Origin of the sequence: Pseudomonas quasicaspiana, assembly GCF_021147825.1 — a bacterium.
Lineage (GTDB): Bacteria > Pseudomonadota > Gammaproteobacteria > Pseudomonadales > Pseudomonadaceae > Aquipseudomonas > Aquipseudomonas quasicaspiana.
Map to the genome: position 1 here is coordinate 1 of NZ_JAGTPI010000020.1, position 25,319 is coordinate 25,319.

Consider the following 25,319-nt stretch of genomic DNA (forward strand, 5'->3'; position numbering starts at 1 on the left):
CTCTGGGCATGCATGCGCTCGGGAGAGGATTTTGATACGGCCAAGCTATTCAGCGAAAAACACTTCGTGAAAGCTTGACCGGCAACAGAGTATCTACAGGTTTGCAGATTCCCGGACTCAGGCCACGAATTGCATCACCTACACGGCATACCCTCCTGACAAAGTTTCGCCAAAGGATTTCATCCGACAGCCAGCATTTGCCAGTAATCATTGGCTCTGACACAATCGCGAATCGTTCTTGTTATTTCATGTTGTACTGAAGGGCCGCTGCTAATCAGCGGCCTTTTTGTTTTGGATAAAGGTTTTCGAGAAGAACAGCATGAAAAGCCAAACCGTGCGCCGCTGGTCCTTCGTTCATACCTGGACGAGCTTGATCTGTACCCTGTTTTTGTTGATGCTGGCGCTGACCGGGTTGCCACTGGTGTTCAGTCACGAAATTGATCACCTGCTGGGCAATTCACCTGAGTTCAAGGAAATGCCAGCCGACACGCCGCACTTGAACCTGCAACAACTGGTCGAAGCTGCCGAGGCTCATCGTCCCGGCGAGGTCATGCAGTACTTCGGCTGGGAGGACGACGAGCCGAACGGTGTATGGGCGATCATGGCCAAAACAGCGGGCACCGAACCCAACGATTCACACTCTTTCATGCTCGACTCGCGCACGGGGGAAGCCATGGAAACGCCGTCTGCCAATGGCGGTTTCATGATGGTCATGTTGCGCCTGCATGTGGATATGTATGCAGGGCTGCCGGGGAAGTTGCTGCTGGCATTCATGGGCCTGATGTTCGTGCTGGCGATTATTTCCGGGACAGTGCTGTACGCACCGTTCATGCGCAAACTTAAATTCGCCACCGTGCGCGCCGACAAATCAACGCGCATGCGTTGGCTTGATCTGCACAACCTGATTGGCGTCGTCACCCTGACCTGGGCATTGGTGGTGGGCGTGACCGGAGTGATCAGCGCCTGCGCCGACCTGTTGATCGCCTCGTGGCGCAACGACACGCTAGCCGAGATGATCGAACCTTATCGCGGTGCGCCGCCGCTGACTCAACTTGCCCCCGCAACGCGTCTGGTGGAGATCGCCGAATCCGCCGCGCCGGGCATGCAGATCGACTTCGTGGCTTTCCCCGGAACGCGCTTCTCCAGCGAACACCATTACGGGGTGTTCATGAAAGGTAATACGCATTTAACGGCGCACCTCATGACACCGGTGCTGATTGATGCGCAAACCCTGGATGTCACGGCGGTGGTCGAACGGCCCTGGTACATGGATGCGCTGGGCATGTCTCAGCCGCTGCATTTTGGGGATTACGGCGGCATGCCAATGAAAGTGCTGTGGGCGGCGCTTGATGTGCTGACGATTATTGTCCTGAGCAGCGGGCTGTATTTGTGGTGGGTGCGCAGAAAGGTTGCACGTCCAATCCATGTGTCGCCACAAGAGACGCTGCAATGAAGCGTTCCACATTCTGGAAGACCTTTGCCGCGCCGGGAGTGATTGCCTTGCTGACCGGGCTGGGGCTTTTCGCTGCGTTGTTGGGCGATGGCTGGTGGGATGCACTGGCCTGGCTGGGCATGGGCGTCGCAGCAGTGTTCAGCATCAGAGGCTTGCTGGCTCGCAAGTCCTGAAAGCAAATATTGCGGACCACCGTGGCGCTGGCTAGTCTGAGGGACTGTCTTATTCGAGGAACCTCCATGTCTGCGCCGACCATGACGTTGTACTACAACGCGGCTTCACCGTTTGCCCGCAAGGTGATGCTGGTACTGCATGAAACGGGACAGCTGGACCGGGTGACACTTCAACCCACCACGCTTTCGCCTGTCGCCCCGGTTGAAGAACTGAACAACGATAACCCCGCTGGCAAGCTTCCCGCGCTACGGTTGGCGGATGGCAACGTGATTCACGACAGCCGGGTCATCCTCGATTATCTCGATCACCAGCATGTCGGTATTGCGCTGATTCCGCGCGAAGGCTCGGCGCGCTGGAGGCGTTTGACCCTGGCTTCGCTGGCCGACGCTTTGCTGGATGCGGCGTTGCTGATTCGATACGAGCAAGCACTACGCCCGGCGGAAAAGCACTGGGACACCTGGCTCGATAATCAGCAGGAAAAGGTCGAGCGCAGCCTGGCTTACTTCGAGCAGGAAGCGATCACCGAGCTCAGCTCGGCGTTTGATGTGGCCTCGATTAGCGTCGCTGCAGCGTTGGGCTACCTCGACTTCCGCCAGCCGGACCTGGCCTGGCGCAACCGCTATCCGCGTCTGGCGAACTGGTATTTCGAGGTCAGTCAGAGACCGTCAATGCAGGCGACTCAGCCTTCGGTTTGACGCATCGCCAACTCTGTTGGAGCGAGGCTCGCCCGCGAATGAGACACCGCGGTGGAGCAGGCATACCGCATGATCGTTCTTCGCGGGCAAGCCTCGCTCCAACAAGTCCCCCGATTGATCAAACCTGATCAATCACCTTGCGATAAAACGCCCACTCCTTCGTCAACGCATCTGCCTGGTTGACCGCCTTGCGGAAGCCGTGGTGTTCGTCGGTGTAAAAATGCCCTTCAGCCACAACACCTCGGGATTTCAAGGCCATCAGCATTGCGCGAGTCTGTTCGGGGACGACCACTGCGTCGAGCTCGCCCTGAAAGAAAATCACCGGCACCTGGATCTCGGCAGCGTGGAGCAGTGGTGTACGGGCGTGATAGCGGTCGATGTCCTCTTCAGGATCGCCAATCAGCCAGTCCAGATAATCGCTCTCGAATTTATGCGTGGCTTTGGCCAGTGCCAGTGGGTCGCTGACGCCGTACAAGCTTGCACCGGCGCGGAAGACTTTCTTGAAGGCCAGTGCGCACAGGGTTGTATAGCCCCCGGCACTGCCGCCACGAATAAACGCCTGATCCGGATTGATCAGCCCGCGTCCCGCCAGGTGCGCAACGACTGCACAGGCGTCCTCCACATCGGCCACGCCCCAGTTCAGGTGCAGGCTCTGGCGATACTCCCGGCCGTAACCGGTGCTGCCGCGATAGTTAAGGTCGGCCACGGCAAAACCGCGTTGGGTCCAGTACTGGATTTTCGGGTCTAGCACCGGGTAGCAGGCCGAGGTTGGCCCCCCGTGGACGAATACCACCAGCGGTGGCGTGCCGACGGCGTTCATGGCCGGATAGAAATAACCGTGCGCTTCGCCATCGCCGCTTTTGTAGCGCAGGGTTTCTGGACGGCTGATTTGCTCAGGCGGCAGGGGCGCGACGCCTCCGGCCAGGACCTGAACGCTGTGATCTTCGCGACTGATCGCGAGCACCGCCGAAGGGCAGGTGGCTGAAGCCGCGACGCAATAAACGTATTGATCGTCGAGCGCCAGGCTGCGGAAGCGGCTGTACTCGCCACTGAAGTCTTGCAGCGTGCCGTGGGAATCACGCATCCCCAACACGCCTGTCCCGTTTTCCGACCAGGTGCCGAGGTAAGCGCCGTGAGGTAACGGCAACCAACTGCGCCCGCCCAATTGCCAAGGCGCTGGCGCATGATCGGCATCGGATGCCTTGAGATGGGTCAGGCCGAATGAGCCTTCTACGCAAGGCTGCCAGAAACCGCCCTGATCGCTCAGGCAATACAAACGCCCCGTGGCGTCGAAACGCGCTTGCTGAATGGACTCTTCATCACGGTCGCCCGCCAGGCAGCGCGGCTCGGACCAACCGCCTGCAGCCTGACGTTTGCTGCTCATCAACAATGTGCTGGTCCAGGGCTGGTGCGGCTTTTGCCATTCAATCCAGGCCAGGCGCTGACCGTCAGGACTGAGGGTAGGAGACGCATAGAAATCCGCCCCGCGCGCCAGCACCAGACGCTTGCCACTGGCGACGTCAATGCTGACCAGTTGATGGAATTCTTTATCTTCTTCAACGGCCAGAATCTGCCCGTTGGCAAATACCAGATCGCCGTAGCGTTTTTTGCCGGTGGTGATGGCTTCGGGCAGACCTTCACCCTCGAACTCATCAAACACCAGTGGCTGGCGATAGAGCTGCTGATCGCTTTCGTTGACGAACACCAGGCCATCGTCGGTCAGGCAGAAAGAACCGCCGCCGTACTCATAGACCCGGCTGCGCACGCTGAAGCCATCGGGGGTCAGGCAGGTCGTGTTGCCTTCAAACCAGCGCCAGATACGGCACGCGCCATCCTCAGGCCGGTATTCATTCCAGAACAGCCCCAACGGGCTGACAGCCAACTCGGCGAAATCAACGCCGGCGGCGACCGCCTGGGCTGCAGTAAACGTTTCAGGATTTGGCGATGAGGCGCGAGTTTCTGTCATTGCGAAAGGCCAACTGCTCAATGGTTTGAGTCGCATATTCGGCTTCTTTTCGAGCCTGCACAATCATCCCGTGATGAGGTGATTTACTGCACACCGGATCGGCATTGGCAGCATCACCGGTGAGCATGAATGCCTGGCAACGACAGCCGCCGAAATCTTTCTCTTTTTCGTCGCATGAGCGGCACGGTTCGGGCATCCAGTCGTAACCACGGAAGCGGTTGAAACCGAATGAGTCGTACCAGATGTGTTGCATCGTATGGTCGCGAACGTTGGGGAACTGCACCGGCATTTGCCGTGCCCCGTGACAGGGTAGGGCGGTGCCATCCGGAGTCACGGTGAGGAAGATATTGCCCCATCCGTTCATGCAGGCTTTCGGGCGTTCTTCGTAGTAATCCGGGGTGACGAAGATCAACTTGCACGGATGATTTTCGGCAGCCAGCTTGTCGCGGTATTCATTAGTGACCCGCTCGGCGCGAACCAGCTGATCCTTGGTGGGCAGCAAGCCTTGGCGGTTCAGGTGCGCCCAGCCGTAGAACTGACACGTCGCCAGCTCGACGAAATCTGCTTCGAGGGCGATACACAACTCGATGATTTTATCGATCTTGTCGATGTTGTGCCGGTGAGTCACGAAGTTAAGCACCATCGGATAGCCGTGCTTCTTGACCGCACGGGCCATCTCCAGCTTCTGCGCGAAGGCTTTTTTCGAGCCTGCGAGCATGTTGTTCACTTGCTCGTCACTGGCCTGGAAACTGATCTGAATGTGATCGAGCCCAGCTTCCTTGAAATCGATGATTTTTTGCTCGGTGAGACCGATGCCCGATGTAATCAGATTGGTGTAATAACCCAGACGACGGGCTTCGCGGATCAGCTCCGCCAGATCCTGACGCACCAGCGGTTCGCCGCCGGAGAATCCAATCTGCGCCGCGCCCATCTCCCGCGCTTCGGCCATGACCTTGAACCACTGCTCGGTGGTCAACTCCTGGCCTTGTTTGGCAAAGTCCAACGGGTTCGAGCAATACGGACATTGCAGCGGGCAGCGATACGTCAGCTCGGCCAGCAGCCAAAGCGGCAAACCGACTGCGGGCTTGGGCGGAATCTTGATGGCTGACTCGACCGGGGTCGACTCAGGCAAGTTCGATCCAGTGTTCGCCACGGGCGACCTCCATGAATTGCTCGACATCGCTGCCGAGCTCGGGAAAGCCCGGGAACTGCTCGTTCAGGGCTTCAATGATCGCCGCCACGCTGCGCTGGCCATCGATCAGGCCACCAATCGCGCTGGCGCTTTCATTGAGTTTGATCATGCCTTCCGGGTAGAGCAGCACGTGGCCGTTCTGCGCCGGTTCAAACTGGTAGCGGTAGCCCCGGCGCCAGCTCGGGACTTGTTGTCGATCAAAGCTCATAGGGCAATCCCCTTATGCCAGACCCGTTGGTCGGTCACGCTGTGATAAGGCGGGCGGTTCAGCTCGTAAGCCATGCTCATGGCGTCCAGCATGCTCCACAAAATGTCGAGTTTGAACTGCAGGATTTCCAGCATGCGCTGCTGGCCTTCATAAGTCGTGTAGTGCTGCAGGGTGATCGTCAGGCCGTGCTCTACATCTCGACGTGCCTGACCCAGTCGGGTCCGGAAATACTCGTAGCCTGCTGGATCGATCCACGGGTAATGCTGTGGCCAGCTGTCCAGACGCGACTGGTGGATCTGCGGGGCGAACAGCTCTGTCAGCGAGCTGCTGGCCGCTTCCTGCCAGTTGGCGCGGCGGGCAAAGTTGACGTAGGCGTCCACGGCGAAGCGCACGCCTGGCAGAACCAGTTCCTGTGAGCGCAGTTGATCCGGATCCAGACCAACGGCTTGGCCCAAACGCAGCCAGGCTTCAATACCGCCGTCTTCGCCGGGTGCACCGTCGTGATCCAGCAGGCGCTGAATCCACTCACGACGAATTTCACGATCCGGGCAGTTGGCCAGAATGGCAGCATCCTTGAGCGGGATGTTCACTTGATAGTAGAACCGGTTGGCGACCCAGCCCTGAATCTGTTCGCGGGTCGCACGGCCTTCGTACATCGCCACGTGGTACGGGTGATGAATGTGGTAATACGCGCCTTTGGCACGCAAAGCCTGTTCGAATTCAGCGGGGGACAGCGGCGTTGCTTCGCTCATGTCAGTCATTTCCTTGTTGTCCGGAGCGGTCTTCGCGGGCAAGCACCTGTGGGACCGAATTCATTCGGGAAGACTGATTGCCAGACGCTGAATATGTATGGTCTGTACCGGCCCCTTCGCGAATGAATTCGCTCCCACGGTAGTCGTGTTTGCAGGCCAACATAGAATCTCCCACAGGTCGGCCGTCATCACTGCTTACAACTCAATACTCATCCCATCAAACGCCACTTCGACATTACGGCGAGCAAGCTCAGCGCGTTCGGGCGAGTCTTCGTCGAGGATCGGGTTGGTGTTGTTGATGTGGATAAGCACCTTGCGCTGTTTCGGCAGGCGTTCCAGCACTTCGAGCATGCCGCCAGGGCCGTTTTGTGCCAAGTGACCCATTTCCGTTCCGGTCCGTGTGCCTACCCCACGACGCTGCATCTCATCGTCGTCCCACATCGTGCCGTCCACCAGCAGGCAATCGGCGGCGACCATTTTTTCCATCAGCGCATCATCGACCTTGCCCAGCCCCGGCGCGTAGAACAGCTTGCCGCCGGTCTTCACGTCTTCAACCATCAGGCCAATGTTGTCGCCCGGGTGCGGATCGAAGCGATGCGGCGAATAAGGCGGGGCCGCGCTGCGCAGCGGGAATGGCGTGAAGCGCAGGTTCGGGCAGGCAGGAATCACAAAGCTACCTTCAAGCTCGATCCGGTTCCAGACCAGGCCGCCGTTCCAGTGCTTGAGCATGTTGAACAACGGGAAGCCGGTGCTCAGGTCTTCATGAACCATGTCGGTACACCAGACCTGATGCGGACAGCCTTCGCGCAAGCTGAGCAAGCCGGTGGTGTGGTCGATCTGGCTGTCCATCAGGATGATCGCGCTGATCCCGGTGTCGCGCAGGGAGCGGCCTGGTTGCATAGGGCCGAAACCGGCCAGCTGTGCGCGAATGTCCGGAGAGGCGTTGCACAGCACCCAGTTGATGCCATCGTCGGAGAGCGCGATGGACGATTGGGTCCGGGCATGGGCCCGCAGGCTGCCCTCGCGGAAACCGGCGCAGTTCGCGCAATTACAGTTCCACTGTGGAAAGCCGCCGCCAGCAGCGGAGCCTAGAATCTGGATGTGCATGTCAGCTCCCTGGGGCGAGGCATGAAAAGAGGATCTAAAAGAAAAAAGAACTTACCAATAAAAAAGCCCCGGCGAACCGAGGCTTTGCACCGCGTTGTCATCAACGGCTTGCGAAGTACATCGTGACTTCGAAACCGATACGCAGATCAGTGTAAGCAGGTTTAGTCCACATAAAAGACTCCTTCTGGGTGATTGCAGCGGTGGGTGGTAAATCGTTAGTACACCTGCAAAGGCATACGTTCGATGATTAGGAAGCTATGTTACTTAATTTAACAAATTCTGGCTGTCGGATTCGTGAACAAAGCTTTTGCAGCTTTGGTAACGATCAGATCCGCGCCATGGGGTTTGCTGACTATTGGTCAGGCAAAGCCAACCGCCCGTGGCTTTTTGAAGGCTAGCAGCGGCTTGCAACACAGTCTGCCGGTCGAGGTTTCGTAATGTTTCATGTAGCGCGGACACGAACCGTTCGTCGCGGCCCGCCAGATACGCCTGCCAGCGCAGGTCGGCTGCTTGCGCGGTTTCCATGGCATCTATATCCAGTTGCGCGACCAAGGCTTCAGTCTGGACTGTCAGGTCAGCGTCGTTGATCCAGTCAGGCAGATCGTTCAGAAACTGTTCTATGTGCTCTACCAGTTGTGGCACCGAGGCGTTAGGCGACTGGACACCGAAGAGTATTCCCGTTCGTCCGGCAATCTGCCGCAAACCGCTGAACACTGCGTAACCCAGTTGCAGCTCGACTCTCAGCCGTTGGTAGAACGGGCTTTGTGCCAGATGAGCCAGTAATCGCCATGCAGCTTCGTCGGCGATGGAGGAGGAGGGTGTGGGGCAGAACAGCAGCACGGCGCTCTCCGAGGATTGTGGTGCGGCGGACTGCCAGTGCTTACCGGCTGCCAGCGCTGGCGCTTGGAGTGTTTGCTTGTCCCGCTGGCCCGGCGTACTGCGTAAGACGCTGTTCAGCGTAGGGATCGTTTCCTTTGCAAAACCTGACGTGAAGCTGATCCACTGCGTGGCTGGCCAGAAGGCTTGAACTTCGGCGGTTTCACTGGCGGGTGCTGCGTTCAGATAGCAATCGGGCAGTGCTTTGAGCAACTGCCGGATTGGAATCAGGGCAGGTTCATCGCCGGGTTGGCCCAGGCTTGCATCGTCGGGGGCGCTCAGTTGTTGTAACGCATGCTTGAGGATTTCAGGCATCGGGGCGTCGAGGCCGCTGAGTTTGAGTTGCCAGTAATGGCCGTACGCACTGAACTCAAGGTTGACGCCTGCTTGCTTCGCATCCCGCGCCAAGGGCTTCAAGCTCTGCTCAAACATCCGCCACAGCGTGGGTTGCGGGGATGGCAGGCGCCAGCGCAGATAGAGTGCGCCTTCGTGGCCGTTACTCGGGACGTTCAGGAAAGGGTTTGGTTTCGGGAGTTGCCAGTGGATTTCTGAAGGTTGTGTGTTCGGTTGAATCTGTTCCAGCAAAGCGATCAGCGCTGTGCCGCCTTGCTCAGATAAGCCTTGGGGCAGGTTGCGGGCGTGGTGGTGGGCCAGTTCCAGAGCGGAGCTGACATCCAGTTGTCGTTGCTGAAGGCGGTTGTAGTCGTCGCGCAGGGATGGCCAATGGGTTTTGAGGTTTTGTGTCAGTGCCGACGCCATCGCGGGCAAGCGCGCTCCTACAGGAAAACGCGTTCCATCCGTAGGAGCGCGCTTGCCCGCGATAGCGATTTCTTTGACGCCGCTAACATCGACCTTGATCAAAATCTGACCAGCAAACTGATAAACCACTTCCGCCTTCAATGCTTCAACCACGCCCTGCGCTCGACTGCCATTCAGGCAATGACACAGAAACGCGGCAGCCTCATCCGCTCCGTCAGGCAAATCCTCACAGGCCAGAAGCAGTTGTTGATCGGCCCTCACAAGTATCCGATCCCCATCATCAACCAGCTTCGGAGGGGCGGCTTGCGCGACCTTTACGCCACTGGCCAGCCCTGCGCCATAATTCGTCGCCAGCTGTTTTAGCTCCTCCAGCGACTGAGGCCCCGCCAGGCACAAGGTCATTTGCCCGGCCTGATAAAACCGCTGATAAAAATCCTGCAACGCCTGCTGAAACGCCGGACGCTGCACCGGCAAGCTATAGCGATTGCCTGCATGAAAAGCGCGCAGTGGATGGCGAGCTGAAATACCTTCCAGCATCTGCATGTGCTGACGCGCCTTGGCGTCGCGAGACCAGGCGATGAACTCGGCATGCAGGACTTCCCGCTCGCGCAGTTGATCGGCCATGGTCATGCGCGGACGAGCGAGCATGTCGCAGAGACGCTCCAGCCCTTGCGCGAACGCCGTCAACGGCAGCTCGAAAAAGAAATCAGTGGTTCGCTCACGGGTACTCGCGTTGATCTGCCCGCCATTACGCTGGACGAAGGCCATCAGCTTTTCATCCCCGGCAAACCGTTCGGTGCCGAGGAAAAACAGGTGCTCCAGAAAATGCGCAAGCCCCGGCCATGCAGCGGACACATCATGGCTTCCCGCTGCCACCCGTAACGAAGCGGCGCAGCGCTTGAGCCGTGGCGCATGGCACAGCACGACGTTCAGGCCGTTGGCGAGGAGCAGGTGTTCGGTGGTGGGCGAGGCAGGCATGGGCGTTCCGGGAGACGTGATCGGGTCATGCTAGCGGAATTGGTTATTCATGGCACCGCGCGGTCTTGCAGAAAACACCAGATCTGTAGGAGCTGCCGAAGGCTGCGATGGAGGCGCTTCAGGATGAATCCTTCGCAGCCTTCGGCAGCTCCTACAGAGAGTGCGTTTCAATTCGGTAGTTTGTATGTTCGATAAGGCCTGCCGTTAATCCTTGCTCAGCCCTACATACAACCCCGGCCGTCGATCATTGAAGTAGGTATTGATCGACCGCGACTGCTCCATCAACTGTCGATCCAGGGTGCCCGAGATCAGTACCTCGCCCTGTTGAGCCACGGCCAGGCGGCTGCCGTCCGGGGCGCAGAGGCTACTCAGACCGCAGTAATGAATGTCGCCCTCGCTGCCGCAATAATTGGCGTAAACCACGTAGCACTGATTCTCGTAGGCCCGGGCACGAACGGTCACCTCGGCGACAAAATCATAAGGGGCCATATTAGCCGTTGGCACCAGAATCAACTCGGCACCTTCCAGCGCCAGACGTCGGGTGTTCTCCGGGAACTCAACGTCGTAGCAGATCAGAAAGCCCAGCCGCCAACCGTTCAACTCCACAATCGGAAAACGGTCCTCGCCGGGGCTGAACATCGCTTTGTCCAGGTCGCCGTACAGGTGTGTCTTGCGATAGTTGCAAAGGGTCTTGCCGTGGCCGTCGATCAACTGCACAGAGTTGTAAATCAGGTCGTCAGCGCCCAGCTCCGGATATCCATAAAGGATCGCAATATCGTAACCCTTGGCAATCGCCGCGATATCACCCGCAGCGAAGCCATCACTGGGTTGCGCCAAGGTACGCGCCGCCTCGGCACCGATGTTGTAGCCGGTGAGAAACATCTCAGGGCAAACCAGCAGCTTTGCACCGAGTGCTGCCGCCTCTCGCGCCTGATCATCCAGACGTTGCAGATTGCCGCCGATATCCAGCGGCAGCGGCGGGCATTGGTACAGGGCGATGTGCATGGTTCAGCCTTTTGTTCAATCGGTCAGGGCGATGGGACCAATCTCGTGGAACACATCACCGGGGCCTGGGTTGTCGGCGTGGGTCTTGCCGCCGAAATGGGTCATGATGCCCCACACCGCATTCAGTGAGGTCTGCACTGCGCCTTCCACCCACGCGGGAGTCCAGGATACGTCGTCTCCCGCGATAAACATGCCGCGCTGTTCGACAGGCATGTCCTGCTGCATGAAGTGCGCGTACATACGCTGGTTGTAACGGTAATGCCCCGGCAATGCACCTTTGAAAGCGCCAAGGAAGTGCGGGTCCGATTCCCAGGAAACGGTAATCGGGTCTCCGATGATCCGCGCGGCGATGTCGACTTTAGGGTAGATCTTCTTCAGCGCATCGAGCGCCAGTTTGACCCGTTTTTCGATGGGCTGCGGTAGCATCTTCAGCGCATCACTCATCCACGAGTAAGACAGGCAGATCACGCCTGGCTTGTCGTCACCGTTATCGAACAGGTAAGTGCCGCGGGTCAGACGGTCGGTGAGGGTCATGCTCATCAGGTCGCGGCCGGTTTCCGGATCTTTGTCCTTCCAGAAGGGACGATCGACCATCACGAATGTTTTTGACGATTGCATGTAACGGGTACGGTCCAGCGCCATCCACATTTTTTGCGAGAACAGTGATTCTTCGCATTCGATCTGGGTGGTCAGCAACCAACTCTGGCAGGTGGTCAGTACCGCCGCGTAGTGGCGGGTGTCACCCCAGTTATCAGTGACGGCCAGCAGACCGTCTTCGGCGCGGGCAATCCGCTTTACACCGGTACGTGGCGCGCCGTGATGCAGCGAAGCAAGGCTGGTGCCTTCCGGCCAGTGGGCGCAGCGCTCCGGTACATGGCGCCAGATGCCCAGCGGCACTTGCTCTACGCCACCCACGATCAGGTGCTGGTGATCGTCGCAGTTGGTCATGACCACGCGGAAGATTTCCAGCATCGAGTTGGGGAAGTCCGAGTCCCAGCCGCCGGTGCCGAAGCCGACCTGCCCGAAGACTTCACGGTGGTAGAACGACAGTTTGGCGAACGCTTTGGAGGTGGCGACGAAGTCATAGAACGTACGGTCATCCCACAATGGCACCAAGGTGTTCCACAGTTCTTTGAGGCGCGGCACATCACGGTCGCGGATGGCTTGCTGGATATCCTTGAAACCCGAACCTTCTTCCAGCGCATCAGCCCAGGCGTCGGCGACTTCCTGGAACATCGCGGGGAGATCCGAGAGTTTCTGCGCGTAATAGGTGACGCCTTCCAGATCGATAACGGTACTGCCCGAGGCGGCCGTCAGCGGGTTTGGGAAAGGCTTCGATTCCAGGCCAAGCTTGTCGACGTAGTGATAGAACGCCGTGGAAGACACCGGAAAACGCATACCGCCCAACTCCGCGATGATGCCTTCAGTGCCTTCGAAAGCCTGGGATCGCAGACGGCCGCCCATCTTCGATGCCTCGTAGACGACAGGCTTCAGACCCAGCTTCATCAGTTCATAGGCCGCCACCAGACCCGCGATGCCCGCGCCAACGATCGCCACTTCCTGACCGTGATTCTCGGCAGGAATACTGCCCAGCCCGGCGGGGTGCTCGATCCAGTCATCGAAGGCGAAAGGGAAGTCCGGGCCGAAAATAGTGATCGGCTTCTTACCGTCTGCGGGGTGGCGATTGTTTTTCATGACTGACCTGGCTGACACGCGAAAGCGACAGTTTAGACAAGCGCAGGGACGTAAATAAGACGCAAAATGTCGTCGTTATGGAGTGATTTTGTGCGATATGACGATGCTAGTGGTCAGTTAGACAATTTCCCTTTATCTACCCAAACCGTTTTGGATTGAAATGCATTTCTGTAGGAGCTGCCGAAGGCTGCGATGGCGGTGTGTCAGGATAAATGCATCGCAGCCTTCGGCAGCTCCTACAGGAGGGCGTTGCTCTAAACAGGCTGCCCGCGATCAATCTTGCTGCTGAGAATGATCGAGGTCGTGGTTTTTTCGACGCCATCAACGCTGCCGATCAAATCCAGCAACTGGTCCAGTTGCTCCGGCGAATCAGTGCGCAGCCAGGCTACGTAATCAAACTCACCACTCACAGCACACAGCTGCTGGACCTGAGCCAGGCTGCTCAAGCGGCGTAGCACTTCCTTGCCCGAGCGCGGTTGCACGGTGATCCCGACGTAGGCCTGCAACCCACCATCAACTACTCGTTGACTGAGGCGCACGCCATAGCCGGTGATCACCTTGGCGCTTTCAAGCCGTGCCAGCCGGGACGTCACGGTGGTCCGGGCGATACCCAGTTGCCGGGCAAGCATGGCAACACTTTCGCGAGCATTAATCTGCAGGGCTGCGATCAATTGGCGGTCGACTTCATCAAGGACGGGTTGGCGAGTGGTGGACAAAGAGTCTCTCCTTCAAGGCTGCGGGCATATTACCTGTGGCGGCCGCGGATGGGGGGCGTGCGGGCTAAAACGAAGCAGGCAGAATCATTCTGGTGCGCACAATGTGAGCTACCAAGTGAACAAAAAAGGCGATGTGTCCGTTAAGCGATGCCTTGTGTCTTGCCAGCGTTAGATGAGCCTGAAAGTTAGGCGTAAGGTAAAGGCCGTTAATAAGTAGTGTGTAAATGTAATCCGTAAACCATTAATGCGTGTATTTCGACTTTTGCTTCGGAAGTTATAAGTGCGGGCAATGGTTTTGTATTAGCTCTGACTGGACTTGTGAAGTTCTAGATTTTTACTGTTACTGCTTAAATATTATTGGCATGCCGCTTGCTGAACAGACGTATACCCACTTGGACAGTGAGATTCGTTATGGTCAGCAAGACGCTTACGCTAGAGCAGCCAGTCGTCGGGGCTTTCAGTTCGCGCTGGTATCAATTGGTTATCGGCATGGTTTGTATGATGGCCATTTCCAGTCCGCAATATGTGTGGACTTTATTTACCGGTCCGTTAACGCAGAAGCTGGGTGTTTCTCTGGCCCAGGTGCAGATAACCTTCTCGCTATTAATTATTCTGCAGACCTTCTTTTCACCGGCCCAAGGCTGGTTGATTGATCGTTTTGGCCTGCGCAAGTTGATCGCTACCGGGTGTGTACTGTCCGGGTTGAGTTGGATTCTCGCCAGCCAGGCAACCTCACTGACTTCGCTGTACCTGAGTTATGGCCTGCTGGGTGGTCTGGGGACCGGCATCGTGTATGTCGGGATCGTCGGCTTGATGGTTCGCTGGTTCCCGGATCGCCGTGGTCTGGCGGCGGGCGCGGTCGCTGCAGGTTATGGCATGGGCGCGATGCTCACGACCTTCCCGATCAGCAACAGCCTCAAGGATGTCGGCATGGAGTCGACGCTGATGACCTTCGGCCTGATCCTCGGCATCGTCGGGTTTGTCGCTTCGCAGTTCTTGCGGCAACCGCCCGCGCACCTCGCCGAACAGCCGGTGCCGATCGTGGGCCGAGTGGTTGCGGATGTGGCACCGCGACAGATGCTTAAAACACCGGTCTTCTGGCTGATGTTTGCGATGTTCACCATGATGTCCACGTCGGGCCTGATGGTCACCTCGCAGATGGCCAGTTTCGCCAAGGACTTCGGCATGACCAACGTGATGGTCATGGGCATGGCGGCCCTGCCACTGGCGTTGACCATCGACCGTATTTGCAACGGGCTGACGCGGCCTCTGTTTGGCTGGATCTCAGATCGCTGGGGGCGGGAAAATACCATGGCCTTCGCTTTCTTCTTTGAAGGCGTCGCGATGACGTTGTGGTTTCTGACCATCGATAACCCGGTCCTTTTCGTGTTGCTGTCAGGCGTGGTATTTCTCGGCTGGGGTGAGATTTTCTCGCTGTTCCCGTCGACGCTGACGGATACCTTCGGCAGCAAAAACGCGACGACCAACTACGGCTTTCTGTACATGGCACAAGGTATCGGCTCAATCTTCGGTGGTCCGGTGGCGGCCTTGCTGCACCAATACACCGACAGCTGGGTACCGGTGTTTGCCGTTGCGATCAGCTTCGACATCATTACCGCTGCGCTGGCTTTTTTCGTGCTCAAACGCATGCGCATCAACTGGCTGGCGAAGAACGCCCCGCAGCCCGTCAACCAAGGAGTCTGAATGCTTAATACAACGCTCGCAGCCCGGGGCATCGCCGTCGCGCCTCATAGCCTGGCTGCGCAATCGGCACTGGCTGTTTTGCGCGAGGGTGGCAACGCGATTGAGGCGATGGTCGCTGCTGCCGCGACGATTGCGGTGGTTTATCCACACATGAACAGCCTGGGGGGCGATGGTTTCTGGTTGATTGTGCCGCCCGAAGGAGATCCGGTAGCCATTGATGCCAGCGGCCCTGCCGGGAGCCTCGCGACCATGGAGCATTACGCGGGCATGACGCGTATTCCGGTTCGAGGCCCTGATGCTGCGCTGACGGTTGCCGGTACTGTCGGCGGTTGGCAAGAAGCGTTGCAGGTCAGCACCGAAAGGGGCGGTCGTCTGCCGCTGCCTCGACTGCTGGCCGATGCGATCTTTTATGCGGAATCCGGCATCCCGGTGACGCCGTCCCAGCACATAGCAACGGCAAGCAAGAAGGCTGAATTACAGGATATTCCAGGCTTCGCCGAAACCTTTTTGCACGACGGCCAAGCGCCTTTGGCAGGCAGTCTGTTCAAGCAAACGCGTCTCGCGACTACTTTGCGAACCCTGGCAGAAGAGGGGCTGGACAGTTTCTACCGCGGCTCGCTGGCGGACTCCATCGCCATGGATCTGGAGCGGGTAGGCGCGCCGGTCACTCGTAGCGACCTGGCCGGTTATCGCGCCAAACGTGTCCGGGCCTTGGCGCTCCAGCACAGCGCTGGCACCGTGTTCAACATGCCGCCGCCGAGTCAGGGGCTGGTGTCGCAATTGATCCTTGGCATCGCAGACCACGCTGGCCTGAGCCAGTGCACGGCTGAAAGCGCCGAGCATATCCACACCCTTGTGGAGGCCACCAAACTGGCCTTTGCAGTGCGCGATGAGCACATCACCGATCCCGAGCACATGACCATCGAGCCACAGGCCTGTCTTGAAGCTGACTACTTGCATGCTTTGGCTGAACGCATCGATCCACATCACGCGGCACTCTGGGGGGAAGGTAAGGGACCGGGCGATACGATCTGGATGGGCATCATCGACAGCAGTGGTTTGGCGGTGTCGTTTATCCAGAGTATCTATCACGAGTTTGGCAGTGGCGTGGTGCTGCCGGAAAGCGGCCTGAACTGGCAGAATCGGGGCGCTTCATTCAGCCTCGACCCTGATCACCTGCTGGCGCTGAAACCCGGCAAGAAGCCGTTCCACACATTGAACCCTGCGGCGGCGCGGTTGAGTGACGGCCGTACGCTGGTCTATGGAACCATGGGCGGAGATGGTCAGCCACAGACACAGGCTGCGGTGTTCAGCCGATACGCGGTGTTCGGCCAGCCACTGCAACAGGCTGTCACCGCGCCACGCTGGTTGCTGGGCAGAACCTGGGGCGACAGCAGCGATACGTTGAAGCTGGAGTCACGCGCCGCACCCGAGGTGATTGAGCAGTTGAAAGCGCTCGGTCATGAGGTCGAGATACTTGCGCCCTTTACCGAAACCATGGGGCATGCGGCAGCGGCGGTTCGTTTGCCGAATGGCTCTTTCGAGGGAGCGTTTGATCCGCGCAGTAATGGGGCTGCTGCGGGGTATTGAGTGTAATCACACATCAACACGGTCCCTGTAGGAGCTGCCGAAGGCTGCGAATGCGGTGTTTCAGGATAAATCCATCGCAGCCTTCGGCAGCTCCTACAGGAATGCATTTCAAACTATTTAGCTTGATCTACGCCGAGCTACCCCTCTATCGCGGGCAGCTGCTGCTCGATCACACCCAGCCAGCCCATGCCTGGATAGGTTTCGAATCCAGGTGTCATCGAGTAACCCTGAATGACGTTGTTAGCCTGAGCGCTGTAACCGCTGGCTTGTCCGGCTTTTAACTTCAGGTCAACGTTTTGGCCCAAGTGGCTTTGGGCGTCGGAGCTGGCAATGACCTTGTGATTGGCATCCACAAGCATCACCCGGCTGCGAGCGCGCTCTTCGTCGCTCAAGCGCACGCCGTTGATGATCGAATCCGCCTGATTTTTCCAGTCAAAGAAGATCCCGATCACGCCAATCACCGGTGTTTGCTTGCCGGCTTTGCTGCGTACAGCAGCACTGAACGCACAGGTTTGCGAGCCGTTAAGCAACGGCTCCACAGCCACTTCTCCGGCGAAATACTGATCGCCGGATGAATGCCGCACGGCTTGCTTGAACCACGGCGCCTCGGCCACGTTGGCACCGATAACCTTGCCAAAAGTATCCGGTCGACCCGAAGCGATGACGCGCCCTTTGGTGTCGGCGACCCAGATGTCCAGGTACACGGTGTAGCTGTCGAGAATGATCCCCAGCCGCCCGCTGGCGTGAGCACTGGTTTGCGGCGTGGTTGTGGTTAACGCATCGACCAGCGAGGCGTCGGTTGCCCACCAGCGCACATCGCACGTGCGCTCATAAAGGTTGCGGTCGATGATCTCGATCATGTTCAGCGACAGATCTGCCAGCCGCTGACCGCGCACGTCGAAGCACATGCCACGGCCCAGGTCAGTCAGTTCGTTGACTGATGCCTGCAAATCCTGGGTCAGCCCACTGGCGATTTTCGAAATCCGTTCGGAAATGTCTTTGACCTCCTCTGCCACCACCGAGAAACCCAGGCCGGCTTTACCCGCATGCGCCGCTTCAATCAGCGCGTTGATCGCCAATAATCGGGTTTGCCGCGTGATCATCTGTATGTCGCTGACACCTCGATTCGCTAACGCTTCCACTTCCCGGGAGAGAGTGACGATCCGTTCGGGTTCGATCATTTTCGTGTACTTCAAAGAGTGATTAGGCGGCAGCCTTCACATAAACATGTGCAAAGAAGGTATAGAAAAAGGGGCCGGTAATTTGCCCCTTTGAAATTCGGGAAGTGTGGACTTCCTCTTTGTTTTGTCGCTGATAGCAATGTGCGTTTGGGCAAGCTATAGCAGTTTTAAAGATATGTCATCTGTGAGGCTGATGAAGCCAGAATCTTGTCCGTTGTGTCGCTTTTAAAAGCGTTTTCGGTCGCGATCAGGATGTTTTTGCAGATGAAGCTATCTTCCCTTTGTGACAGCGCTATGACGAAGATTTGACTGGGGGGCCAAAAGGGCAGGTCGAAAAACGAAGCAGCCATTCAAGCAACTGCTTCATGCTCAAATTTTCCAGCGTCTGGATGTCTTTGCCAGCCTTTGCTGCAGGCCGTCGATGTTGCTCGCCAGTTGCAGCATCAACAGGTGATATCCGGTCAGTTGCACCGGTATCGGGTAACCCATGTCTGGCAGACTGGTTTCGGAGGTACGCTGCAGGCGCTCGGTAGCGCCTGTCTGCAGAGCGCGCGCCATGGCGATCAACTGGCGGCGGGTTTGACGAAACTCCGTGTCCAGACGTGCGCGCCACTCAGGGCCGGCCGCTTGATCAAGATCATCAGGCCGTATATTGGCGAGGATTTCCAGCGTGCTCAGGCACATACGGAAGTGCCCTTGAATGGCATCCAGTTCGACCATGGAAATTCGCACTTCCTTGGACACCGACGGCAACAGCGAGCGCAATTGCAGCATAGTGCTGTTCAGGCGAGCCACTAACTTCAAATGCTCATCAGCCGCTACCGGCTGGCCGTGGATGATTCGGCCATAGACCTTGGCGCAGTCACGCAAGCCGCTGGCCAGGTTGTAGCGCCAGGAGAAGACCGCATAAAGCGGCAGGGCGAAAGAGAACGCCAGCGCCAGTGCGATACCGATCAGGATGTCGACCGTGCGCCACAAGCCATCGCTAATCGGGTTGTAGCCATGGCCTGCGACGATGAACAGGGTAATAGCCGATAGCAGAGCGGTATAACCGCCTTTACCGATCGCGTGATACGCAAAGAATCCGCACATCACCGACATCATGGCGTAGGTCAGCAGCGGTATCTCCAGATAGCCTTGCTGCACAACGACCAGCAATCCAAGCCCCGCGCCAATCAACGTTCCGTAGGCTCGCTCGACTGATTTTTTGCGGATATTGCCATGATGCTGCAAGCCGCCAATCACGATCAGCATTGTCACCGATGCCCACTCGCCGTGAGGCAGGTTGAGCCCTGTGGTCAAGAGAATCGTCACCAGCAACCCGACCGCGATTCGCGCCGCGTGGATCAGGCGTGCGTGGCGGAAGCGGCGATAAGGATCCAGCAAAGGTCGCAAAACGCGACGCAGCCAGAAAGGCAAACGGAGAGAGCGGGAATTCGTCATGCGTAAAAGACCGCGCGGTTTGAGAATCGATCCCGGAGGAGACGCGGGATGGCACCAGTAAGCCACAGTCGCGATGAAATGTTTCATCACATGTGAGCTATTGCGTATCAGTTTTTTTGAGCGTAGCTTGCTGACCTATCACATGTGATGTCCTGGAAGGCGCTTGGATGGCTCGAAAAACTTCAACCGACTACATGCGTGAAATGCGTGCACGGCTGACGGCGGCCGGGTACGTTAAAAGAGAGCTGTATGTGCTTCCTGAAAACGCTGAAGTCTTGAGAAACGTCGAAAAAGTGTTACGCCAGCCCTATTTGGGTAACCGCATCAAACTGGAGGAATTCATGAGCGAAAATACCAACTGGACCATCGACACGCTGCACTCGGCGCTCGCTGAACTGGACGTGGTAAAGAGTAATGAAGTCGAGTTGACGCTGGTTCAGGGGGCCGAGCCAAGCTTGAGCGTGACGATGAACAACTTCGGCGGCCTGCCGATCATCATTGCAATTGCTGGCGATCAGATTCTTGTGGATTGCGTACTGGTTTACGCCTCCCAGGTAAAAGACGTCGCGGCTTTCAACGACACCGTTTTGCGCAGCCGGGACATCTTCCCGCTGTCGTCCATCGGTATCGAAACCATGCCGAACGGCGAGACCGTTTACAGCATGTTTGGCGCGCTGAGCGCGGCTTCTTCACTGACCGTCATTGTCCAGGAAGTGTTTACCCTGGCAGACAACGTGATCCGCGCCGCTGATGCCTACGAAGATTTTTTAACAGTTGACTCACAGTAATCGGGAGACAAATCAATGAGCCTTTGGAAGAAAATGGTTACCGCTATGCGTGGCGGCGCCTCCGAGGTCGGTGAGGCAATCGTCGACGCTCAGGCACTCCGAATTCTGGACCAGGAAATCCGTGACGCCGATGCCTCTATGCTCGCCGCTCGCAATCAACTGATCCAGATCAAAGCCAAACACAAGCTGTCCGTACAGCGTGTGGATGAACACGACAAGAACATCGCCAACTGGGAACAGAAAGCCATCGCCGCCATGAACAAGGGCGAAGAAGGCCTGGCTCTGGAATGTGCGGAAAAGGTTTCCGAACTGACTGCACTGCGCGATCAGGAAAAAGCCGCAGCTGACCAGTTCGGCATTCAGGTCACCAAGTTGACGGCTCAGGTCACCAAGGCCGAAAGCCAGATCAAAGGCCTGCGTCAGCAAGCCGACATGGCCAAGGCGCGTGACAGCGTGCAGAAAGCGCAGATCAACGCCGCGGCAGCCACGGGCGGTGCCAATGGTCGTCTGGAAACTGCAGTGGGTTCGCTGGCGCGCATCAAGCAGCGTCAGGACGAGCAGGATGCCAAGCTGGAAGCCGCAGAAGAGCTCGCGGACGCCGCCAATGGCGGTGATCTTGAGCGTCGTCTGCAGGACGCCGGTATCGGTGCGAAAACCGGTGGCGCTGCTGACGTGCTGGCTCGCCTCAAGGCGCAGAACCAAGGCGGCAACGCGGGTCAGTAACATCGTTGAAAGAGGGGCAGGCGGATACCCGTTTGCCCCTTTTTTCTGTTTGCTTTTCTCGATAGCCTTCGTCTGATTCGAACGGTGCCTACATGAATGTCGGAAACGGGCTACGGGTTATTCTTGGCCTTGCCGCTGTGATGATTGCAGTTCAGGTGATTAACTCGCTGACCGCAAACAGCCTCCTGAATCATGGTCTGGTTCCCAGGACCTGGTCGGGGCTGCAAGGCATTATTTTTTCTCCTTTTCTGCACGGCTCTGTTCGTCATTTGCTGAGTAATCTGCTGCCCTTTATCGTGCTGAGCTGGTTGGTGGCAACTGAAGGCTTGCAGCGTTATGTTCGTGTGGTTTTGCTGGTAACGCTGTTAGGCGGCCTGTTGGTCTGGATGGTGGGTCGGCCGACGATTCATGTCGGGGCCAGCGGATTGATCTTTGGGTTGTGGGCTTATCTGTTGGCGCGCGCGTGGTTTCAGCGCAGTCTGGTCAGCTTCGCCGTCGCATTGATCACGTTAGTGGGTTACAGCGGACTGATCCTGGGCTTCATACCGGTGCCGGGCGTCTCGTTTGAATCACACATTGCGGGCGCGCTTGCAGGTATTGTCGTGGCCTGGCTGATGCACGCAAAAGGGCTGGTGGAAAAACCATCAGTTTGAGCAATTTCGCGCTGAGCATCGCTCTGGCGTCAATGAAAGGAAACGCATTATGAGTTGGATCAAACGAGCTTTGGGCCTGGCACCGCCAAAGCCATCCGCCGCGACCGCGCCGTTGAATGGCGCTGCGTTGCTCGCGCCGTTTGGCCTGGCAACCGGGCGCATGCTGGATCTTGATGACTCCCTCAAGCTGCTGCTTGATGGGCATTCGGAACTGGTCGTACCCAACGAAGAGGTGGTCTGGTCTGTGGGCCATGTTGACCTCGGACAGTCCATCCGGCTGTTGCGCTTCTATTTCGAAGATGAAGACTACTGGATGCAGGTCATGATGAATGGCCCTGCGGCTGAAGACGTTCAGGACGTTATCCTGTTCGGCTACAGCAGTGTCGTGACCATCAACAGCGAGTCTGAATTGAAGCGTCTGGTGGGCCCTGAATCGAAAATCGGTTTGCCAGTGTATGAGCATGACGGCTGGGAGTACGAGCGCCAGTGGGGTACTGAACAAGGACAGACTGAGCTGACGCCGATGACTGAACATGTTGCCAACCCGGATGGCAGCTACCGTATCGAGCATTTGAGTATGCTGTACGCCCGCGACACGGGCTTGATTGATCGACGCGAGTTTTTGCTGCTGTCTGTCGAAGAGGATGAAGAGGGCGTGGTCTCGCTCACAACCTCGGTTGGCGTCACGCTGCAATCCACTGATTTCACCGTCCTCTAAAAGGAAGTAAAAATGCTTGATGCGCTTAGTTTGTCCCTCAGTTTTCAATCCGTGCTGAGCTTCATTATCTACATCATTGTGGCGGGTGGCTTGTTCGCTCTGTTCCAGATGGCCTACACACGTCTGACGCCGCACAAAGAGTTCGTGCAGATTCGTGAAGGCAATGTCGCTGCAGCTATTGCGCTGGGCGGTGCATTGATTGGTTTCGCCCTGCCTGCCAGTAACGTGATTACTTACAGCATCAGTGTGCTGGACGTGGTGATCTGGGCGCTTATCGCAGCCGTCGTGCAATTGTTGGCGTTCACCGCGACCAATTTTGTTCTCAAAGACCTCTCGGCTCGCATCACCCGTGGCGAACTGGCCGCTGCCATTTACGCAGCCAGCGTTTCGATCAGTGTTGGCTTCCTCAATTCGGCCTGCATGACGCCGTCGACCTGATTGCCTGTGATCGAAAGGAGTATTCGATGAGACGTAGTTCTTTGAAGCTGGTCCTGGCCAGCACCTTGCCGCTGGCCATCAGTGCGTGCAGCAAGTCCGATACTGTGGAAGTGACGGCCCAGCAGACGTATCCGACTGTGCAAGCCTGCGTGGACCAGAAGGTTCCCGTCGATGTGTGCTCGGATGCCTACATGACGGCCTTGGCGGATCACCGCCGTATTGCGCCAACTTACGACAATGCGGCCGCATGTGAAGCAGATTTTGTCCCTGATTACTGCCAGCAGAATTCCGACGGCAAATTCACGCCCAAGCTGGGCGGCTTTCAGCTGGAGATTTCCGGTGAGCTGCCCAAGGATCAGGTCGAGGCTGCCAAGGCTCAGGCGAACCAGTCGGGGGGCTCAGGCTTCGCCAGCTCCGGCGTCAACGGGTTTCTGATGGGCATGTTGGTCAGCAACATGATCAACGGGTTCAGTGGTGGCGGCGGTCGTTACTATTCCCAACCGGTTTATCAGGAGCGCGACTCGCGCGGCGGCTATCAGTCCTCGACGCTGTCGCGTCAGATCGAGCGCGGCAAGACCTTCGGCAATTCCACTCAGGCGCGCACCAGCTCAACCGGTACCTACTCCAAGAGCACACTGGGCCGTAACTCGTCAGTCTCGTCGTCGGTTTCCCGTGGCGGGTTTGGTAGCCAGGCAACGGCTCGCAGCGGCTGGGGCGGCAAAAGCAGCGGTTTCGGCGGCTAACGGGAGCGCCAGCCATGGAAAAGATCAGTATCGAAGAGCGGCCTGACTGGCGCGAGACCGCCGAGCGTGAGGGATTCGATTTCCACACCATCGACGGCGAGCGCTATTGGGATGAGCGCGCTTACTACCAGTTCTCCGAAGCCCAGATCACCCGCGACATTGAGGCTCCGACTCAGGAGCTTCATGCCATGTGTATGGATGCCGTCGAGCGGGTGGTGGAAAGCGAGGAGTTGCTGACTGAACTGGCCATCCCGCCAGCGTTCTTCGATCTGGTCCGGACGTCCTGGAAGGAAGGGCACCCACATTTGTACGGGCGCTTCGACTTCAGTTATGACGGCGTGAATCCGGCTAAGCTGCTGGAAGGCAATATGGACACGCCAACTTCTGCCTATGAAGCTGGCGCATTTCAGCTTATCTGGCTGGAAGAGCAAATCGCCCGAGGCGTCTTGCCTGCACATGCCTCGCAGTTCAATTCGCTGGCAGAAGATCTGGTCCGGGCTTTCGCAGCCATCAGAGAGGGCGGGCCGTTCTACTTCTCCGCCATGTCAGGTTCAGCAGAAGACCGAGGCACCACTGAGTTCCTGCGCAAGATGGCGGAACACGTCGGCATCGAAACCCGGCACATCGACATCGAAGACATCGGCCTCAACTCCCAAGGCCGCTTCGTCGACCTTGAAGGCCGCTGGATCGAGCGTATTTTCAAACTGCATGCCTGGGAACACGTGTTCCACGAGCCTCATGGGCAGGCAGTCCCGCAATGCGACACGCAATTCATCGAGCCTGCGTGGAAGTCCATCATCTCCAACAAAGGCATTCTGCCGCTGCTCTGGAAATTCAACGAAGGCCATCCGAATCTGCTGCCGACCTTCGTCGACAAAGACCCGCGAGCGCCTGTCCCGAAAGGCTGGGTCCGCAAACCCTACTTCTCCCGCGAAGGTGCAAACATCGAAATCCGCACCCCCGGTGACGAAGTCATTTTCGAAGACGGCCCCTACAACGACGCGCCCTACATCCTGCAAAAATTCGCCCCGCTGCCACGCTTCGGCGACAGCTACACACTCATTGGTTCATGGGTCGTGGGCGATGTGGCTTCAGGGATTGGCATTCGGGAAGACGACAGCCTGATCACCAAGGACAGCAGCCGGTTCTTGCCACATGTGGTGGTGGATTGAGGCTACGAAACTGCAAGCGCGGTATACCTGTGGGAGCGAATTCATTCGCGAATGCGGCATCACGGGCGATAGTTCTTTATCGGATGCACCGACCCCTTCGCGAATGAATTCGCTCCCACAGGGCTGCCTTCATTTGCTTGGCAGTGTCGTCGTAACTTAACGCCCGATCAAGCAAACACAACTTCAACACGTCCCACACCATGACGCGAACGAGGCGCTGTCTTGACGACTATCTGAACGTCACGCCCAAGTCGAGACAGGCAGTCGATCATCTTGGTCTCTCTGATTCCTCTGAATTTCCCGCGCAGCATTTCGGACACTTTGGGCTGAGGCATGCCCAGGATTTCAGCTGCTTCGAGCTGAGTCAGATGGCGAGCTTTGATGATGCCGCCGATCTTCGACGCTAGCTGAGCCTTGACCAGCATCTCCTTGGCGTCATCCTGGCCGAGGTCAGCGTAGACGTTGCCGCTACCTTCTTCGATCTCAATCATTTTTTCAAATCCTTTGAGTGATCTTCAGCTGCTTTTTAGCCTCGGATTGAGCAGCCGGTACTTCCGGTGATTTTTTCGCGAAGAGCGCATCGTTTAGGG

At 57.7% G+C, this 25,319-nt stretch carries 25 protein-coding genes; 12 read left to right on the top strand and 13 right to left on the bottom strand.

The window, feature by feature from the left end:
- The first annotated feature begins 319 nt into the window (after nucleotides 1-319).
- From KDX30_RS13880 to KDX30_RS13890, 3 genes are all read left to right on the top strand, one after another.
- Nucleotides 320-1,453 (top strand): PepSY-associated TM helix domain-containing protein, encoded by a 1,134-nt coding sequence (locus tag KDX30_RS13880; protein ID WP_099268496.1) that lies wholly within the window; start codon nucleotides 320-322, stop codon nucleotides 1,451-1,453.
- Nucleotides 1,450-1,626: a hypothetical protein gene (locus tag KDX30_RS13885; protein ID WP_049826841.1), complete on the top strand. Its 177-nt coding sequence runs from the start codon at nucleotides 1,450-1,452 to the stop codon at nucleotides 1,624-1,626. Before KDX30_RS13880 ends, KDX30_RS13885 begins: the two co-directional genes overlap by 4 nt.
- Nucleotides 1,627-1,692: 66 nt before the next feature.
- Entirely contained in the window at nucleotides 1,693-2,322 is a 630-nt protein-coding gene (locus KDX30_RS13890) for a glutathione S-transferase (protein WP_027899486.1), read from the top strand.
- Between the two features lie 118 nt (nucleotides 2,323-2,440).
- Here the strand turns inward: KDX30_RS13890 and KDX30_RS13895 are convergent, their stop codons facing one another.
- From KDX30_RS13895 to KDX30_RS13940, 10 genes are all read right to left on the bottom strand, one after another.
- Complete coding sequence (locus KDX30_RS13895) at nucleotides 2,441-4,288, bottom strand: alpha/beta hydrolase family protein (RefSeq protein ID WP_231676353.1); 1,848 nt, start codon at nucleotides 4,286-4,288, stop codon at nucleotides 2,441-2,443.
- Nucleotides 4,254-5,441 carry a pyrroloquinoline quinone biosynthesis protein PqqE gene (gene pqqE / locus KDX30_RS13900; RefSeq protein WP_164581574.1) on the bottom strand — a complete coding sequence of 396 codons (1,188 nt, stop codon included), beginning with the start codon at nucleotides 5,439-5,441 and terminating at the stop codon, nucleotides 4,254-4,256. The genes KDX30_RS13895 and pqqE overlap by 35 nt, the downstream gene beginning before the upstream one ends.
- Entirely contained in the window at nucleotides 5,413-5,688 is a 276-nt protein-coding gene (pqqD, locus tag KDX30_RS13905) for a pyrroloquinoline quinone biosynthesis peptide chaperone PqqD (protein WP_027899483.1), read from the bottom strand. Before pqqD ends, pqqE begins: the two co-directional genes overlap by 29 nt.
- Nucleotides 5,685-6,440 (bottom strand): pyrroloquinoline-quinone synthase PqqC, encoded by a 756-nt coding sequence (pqqC, locus tag KDX30_RS13910; protein ID WP_099268493.1) that lies wholly within the window; start codon nucleotides 6,438-6,440, stop codon nucleotides 5,685-5,687. Before pqqC ends, pqqD begins: the two co-directional genes overlap by 4 nt.
- A 195-nt stretch (nucleotides 6,441-6,635) precedes the next feature.
- Complete coding sequence (pqqB, locus tag KDX30_RS13915; RefSeq protein WP_231676356.1) at nucleotides 6,636-7,547, bottom strand: pyrroloquinoline quinone biosynthesis protein PqqB; 912 nt, start codon at nucleotides 7,545-7,547, stop codon at nucleotides 6,636-6,638.
- A gap of 100 nt (nucleotides 7,548-7,647) precedes the next feature.
- Nucleotides 7,648-7,719, bottom strand: a complete 72-nt coding sequence (pqqA, locus tag KDX30_RS13920) for a pyrroloquinoline quinone precursor peptide PqqA (RefSeq protein WP_008365141.1) — start codon at nucleotides 7,717-7,719, stop codon at nucleotides 7,648-7,650.
- Between the two features lie 92 nt (nucleotides 7,720-7,811).
- Entirely contained in the window at nucleotides 7,812-10,160 is a 2,349-nt protein-coding gene (gene pqqF / locus KDX30_RS13925; RefSeq protein WP_231676358.1) for a pyrroloquinoline quinone biosynthesis protein PqqF, read from the bottom strand.
- Between the two features lie 204 nt (nucleotides 10,161-10,364).
- Nucleotides 10,365-11,165, bottom strand: a complete 801-nt coding sequence (locus tag KDX30_RS13930) for a carbon-nitrogen hydrolase family protein (RefSeq protein WP_231676360.1) — start codon at nucleotides 11,163-11,165, stop codon at nucleotides 10,365-10,367.
- Nucleotides 11,166-11,180: 15 nt separating this feature from the next.
- Complete coding sequence (locus KDX30_RS13935; RefSeq protein ID WP_027899480.1) at nucleotides 11,181-12,860, bottom strand: flavin monoamine oxidase family protein; 1,680 nt, start codon at nucleotides 12,858-12,860, stop codon at nucleotides 11,181-11,183.
- 254 nt (nucleotides 12,861-13,114) lie between these two features.
- On the bottom strand, nucleotides 13,115-13,576 hold the full coding sequence (locus KDX30_RS13940; RefSeq protein WP_027899479.1) for an Lrp/AsnC family transcriptional regulator: 462 nt from the start codon (nucleotides 13,574-13,576) through the stop codon (nucleotides 13,115-13,117).
- 411 nt (nucleotides 13,577-13,987) lie between these two features.
- Between KDX30_RS13940 and oxlT the strand changes: the two genes are divergently transcribed.
- Both oxlT and KDX30_RS13950 read left to right on the top strand, forming a co-directional pair.
- Nucleotides 13,988-15,280 carry an oxalate/formate MFS antiporter gene (gene oxlT, locus KDX30_RS13945; RefSeq protein WP_049826839.1) on the top strand — a complete coding sequence of 431 codons (1,293 nt, stop codon included), beginning with the start codon at nucleotides 13,988-13,990 and terminating at the stop codon, nucleotides 15,278-15,280.
- Nucleotides 15,281-16,870 (top strand): gamma-glutamyltransferase family protein, encoded by a 1,590-nt coding sequence (locus KDX30_RS13950; protein WP_231676363.1) that lies wholly within the window; start codon nucleotides 15,281-15,283, stop codon nucleotides 16,868-16,870.
- 137 nt (nucleotides 16,871-17,007) lie between these two features.
- Here KDX30_RS13950 and KDX30_RS29490 read toward each other — a convergent pair whose 3' ends face one another.
- Together KDX30_RS29490 and KDX30_RS13960 are read right to left on the bottom strand one after the other, a co-directional pair.
- The gene (locus tag KDX30_RS29490) at nucleotides 17,008-18,051 is read right to left on the bottom strand and encodes a methyl-accepting chemotaxis protein (RefSeq protein WP_263269123.1); all 1,044 of its coding nucleotides are present in this window, start codon (nucleotides 18,049-18,051) and stop codon (nucleotides 17,008-17,010) included.
- A gap of 369 nt (nucleotides 18,052-18,420) precedes the next feature.
- On the bottom strand, nucleotides 18,421-19,494 hold the full coding sequence (locus KDX30_RS13960) for an FUSC family protein (protein WP_099268486.1): 1,074 nt from the start codon (nucleotides 19,492-19,494) through the stop codon (nucleotides 18,421-18,423).
- Nucleotides 19,495-19,661: 167 nt separating this feature from the next.
- On the opposite strand from KDX30_RS13960, the gene KDX30_RS13965 reads away from it, so the two are divergent.
- The 7 genes from KDX30_RS13965 to KDX30_RS13995 all read left to right on the top strand — a co-directional run bounded on the left by KDX30_RS13965 (nucleotide 19,662) and on the right by KDX30_RS13995 (nucleotide 24,729).
- Nucleotides 19,662-20,282 carry a YjfI family protein gene (locus KDX30_RS13965; RefSeq protein ID WP_027899474.1) on the top strand — a complete coding sequence of 207 codons (621 nt, stop codon included), beginning with the start codon at nucleotides 19,662-19,664 and terminating at the stop codon, nucleotides 20,280-20,282.
- 15 nt (nucleotides 20,283-20,297) lie between these two features.
- Nucleotides 20,298-21,005, top strand: coding sequence for a PspA/IM30 family protein (locus KDX30_RS13970; RefSeq protein WP_027899473.1), 708 nt, complete (start codon nucleotides 20,298-20,300; stop codon nucleotides 21,003-21,005).
- Nucleotides 21,006-21,097: 92 nt separating this feature from the next.
- Nucleotides 21,098-21,658, top strand: coding sequence for a rhomboid family intramembrane serine protease (locus KDX30_RS13975; protein ID WP_099268485.1), 561 nt, complete (start codon nucleotides 21,098-21,100; stop codon nucleotides 21,656-21,658).
- A gap of 49 nt (nucleotides 21,659-21,707) precedes the next feature.
- Nucleotides 21,708-22,376 (top strand): DUF2491 family protein, encoded by a 669-nt coding sequence (locus tag KDX30_RS13980; protein WP_231676366.1) that lies wholly within the window; start codon nucleotides 21,708-21,710, stop codon nucleotides 22,374-22,376.
- Between the two features lie 12 nt (nucleotides 22,377-22,388).
- Nucleotides 22,389-22,814, top strand: coding sequence for a DUF350 domain-containing protein (locus tag KDX30_RS13985; RefSeq protein ID WP_027899470.1), 426 nt, complete (start codon nucleotides 22,389-22,391; stop codon nucleotides 22,812-22,814).
- Between the two features lie 26 nt (nucleotides 22,815-22,840).
- Nucleotides 22,841-23,557, top strand: a complete 717-nt coding sequence (locus KDX30_RS13990) for a DUF1190 domain-containing protein (protein WP_027899469.1) — start codon at nucleotides 22,841-22,843, stop codon at nucleotides 23,555-23,557.
- A gap of 14 nt (nucleotides 23,558-23,571) precedes the next feature.
- On the top strand, nucleotides 23,572-24,729 hold the full coding sequence (locus KDX30_RS13995; protein WP_231676369.1) for a glutathionylspermidine synthase family protein: 1,158 nt from the start codon (nucleotides 23,572-23,574) through the stop codon (nucleotides 24,727-24,729).
- A gap of 167 nt (nucleotides 24,730-24,896) precedes the next feature.
- On the opposite strand, the gene KDX30_RS14000 is transcribed toward KDX30_RS13995, so the two are convergent.
- Nucleotides 24,897-25,220: a helix-turn-helix domain-containing protein gene (locus tag KDX30_RS14000; protein WP_231676372.1), complete on the bottom strand. Its 324-nt coding sequence runs from the start codon at nucleotides 25,218-25,220 to the stop codon at nucleotides 24,897-24,899.
- Nucleotides 25,221-25,319: the final 99 nt, after the last annotated feature.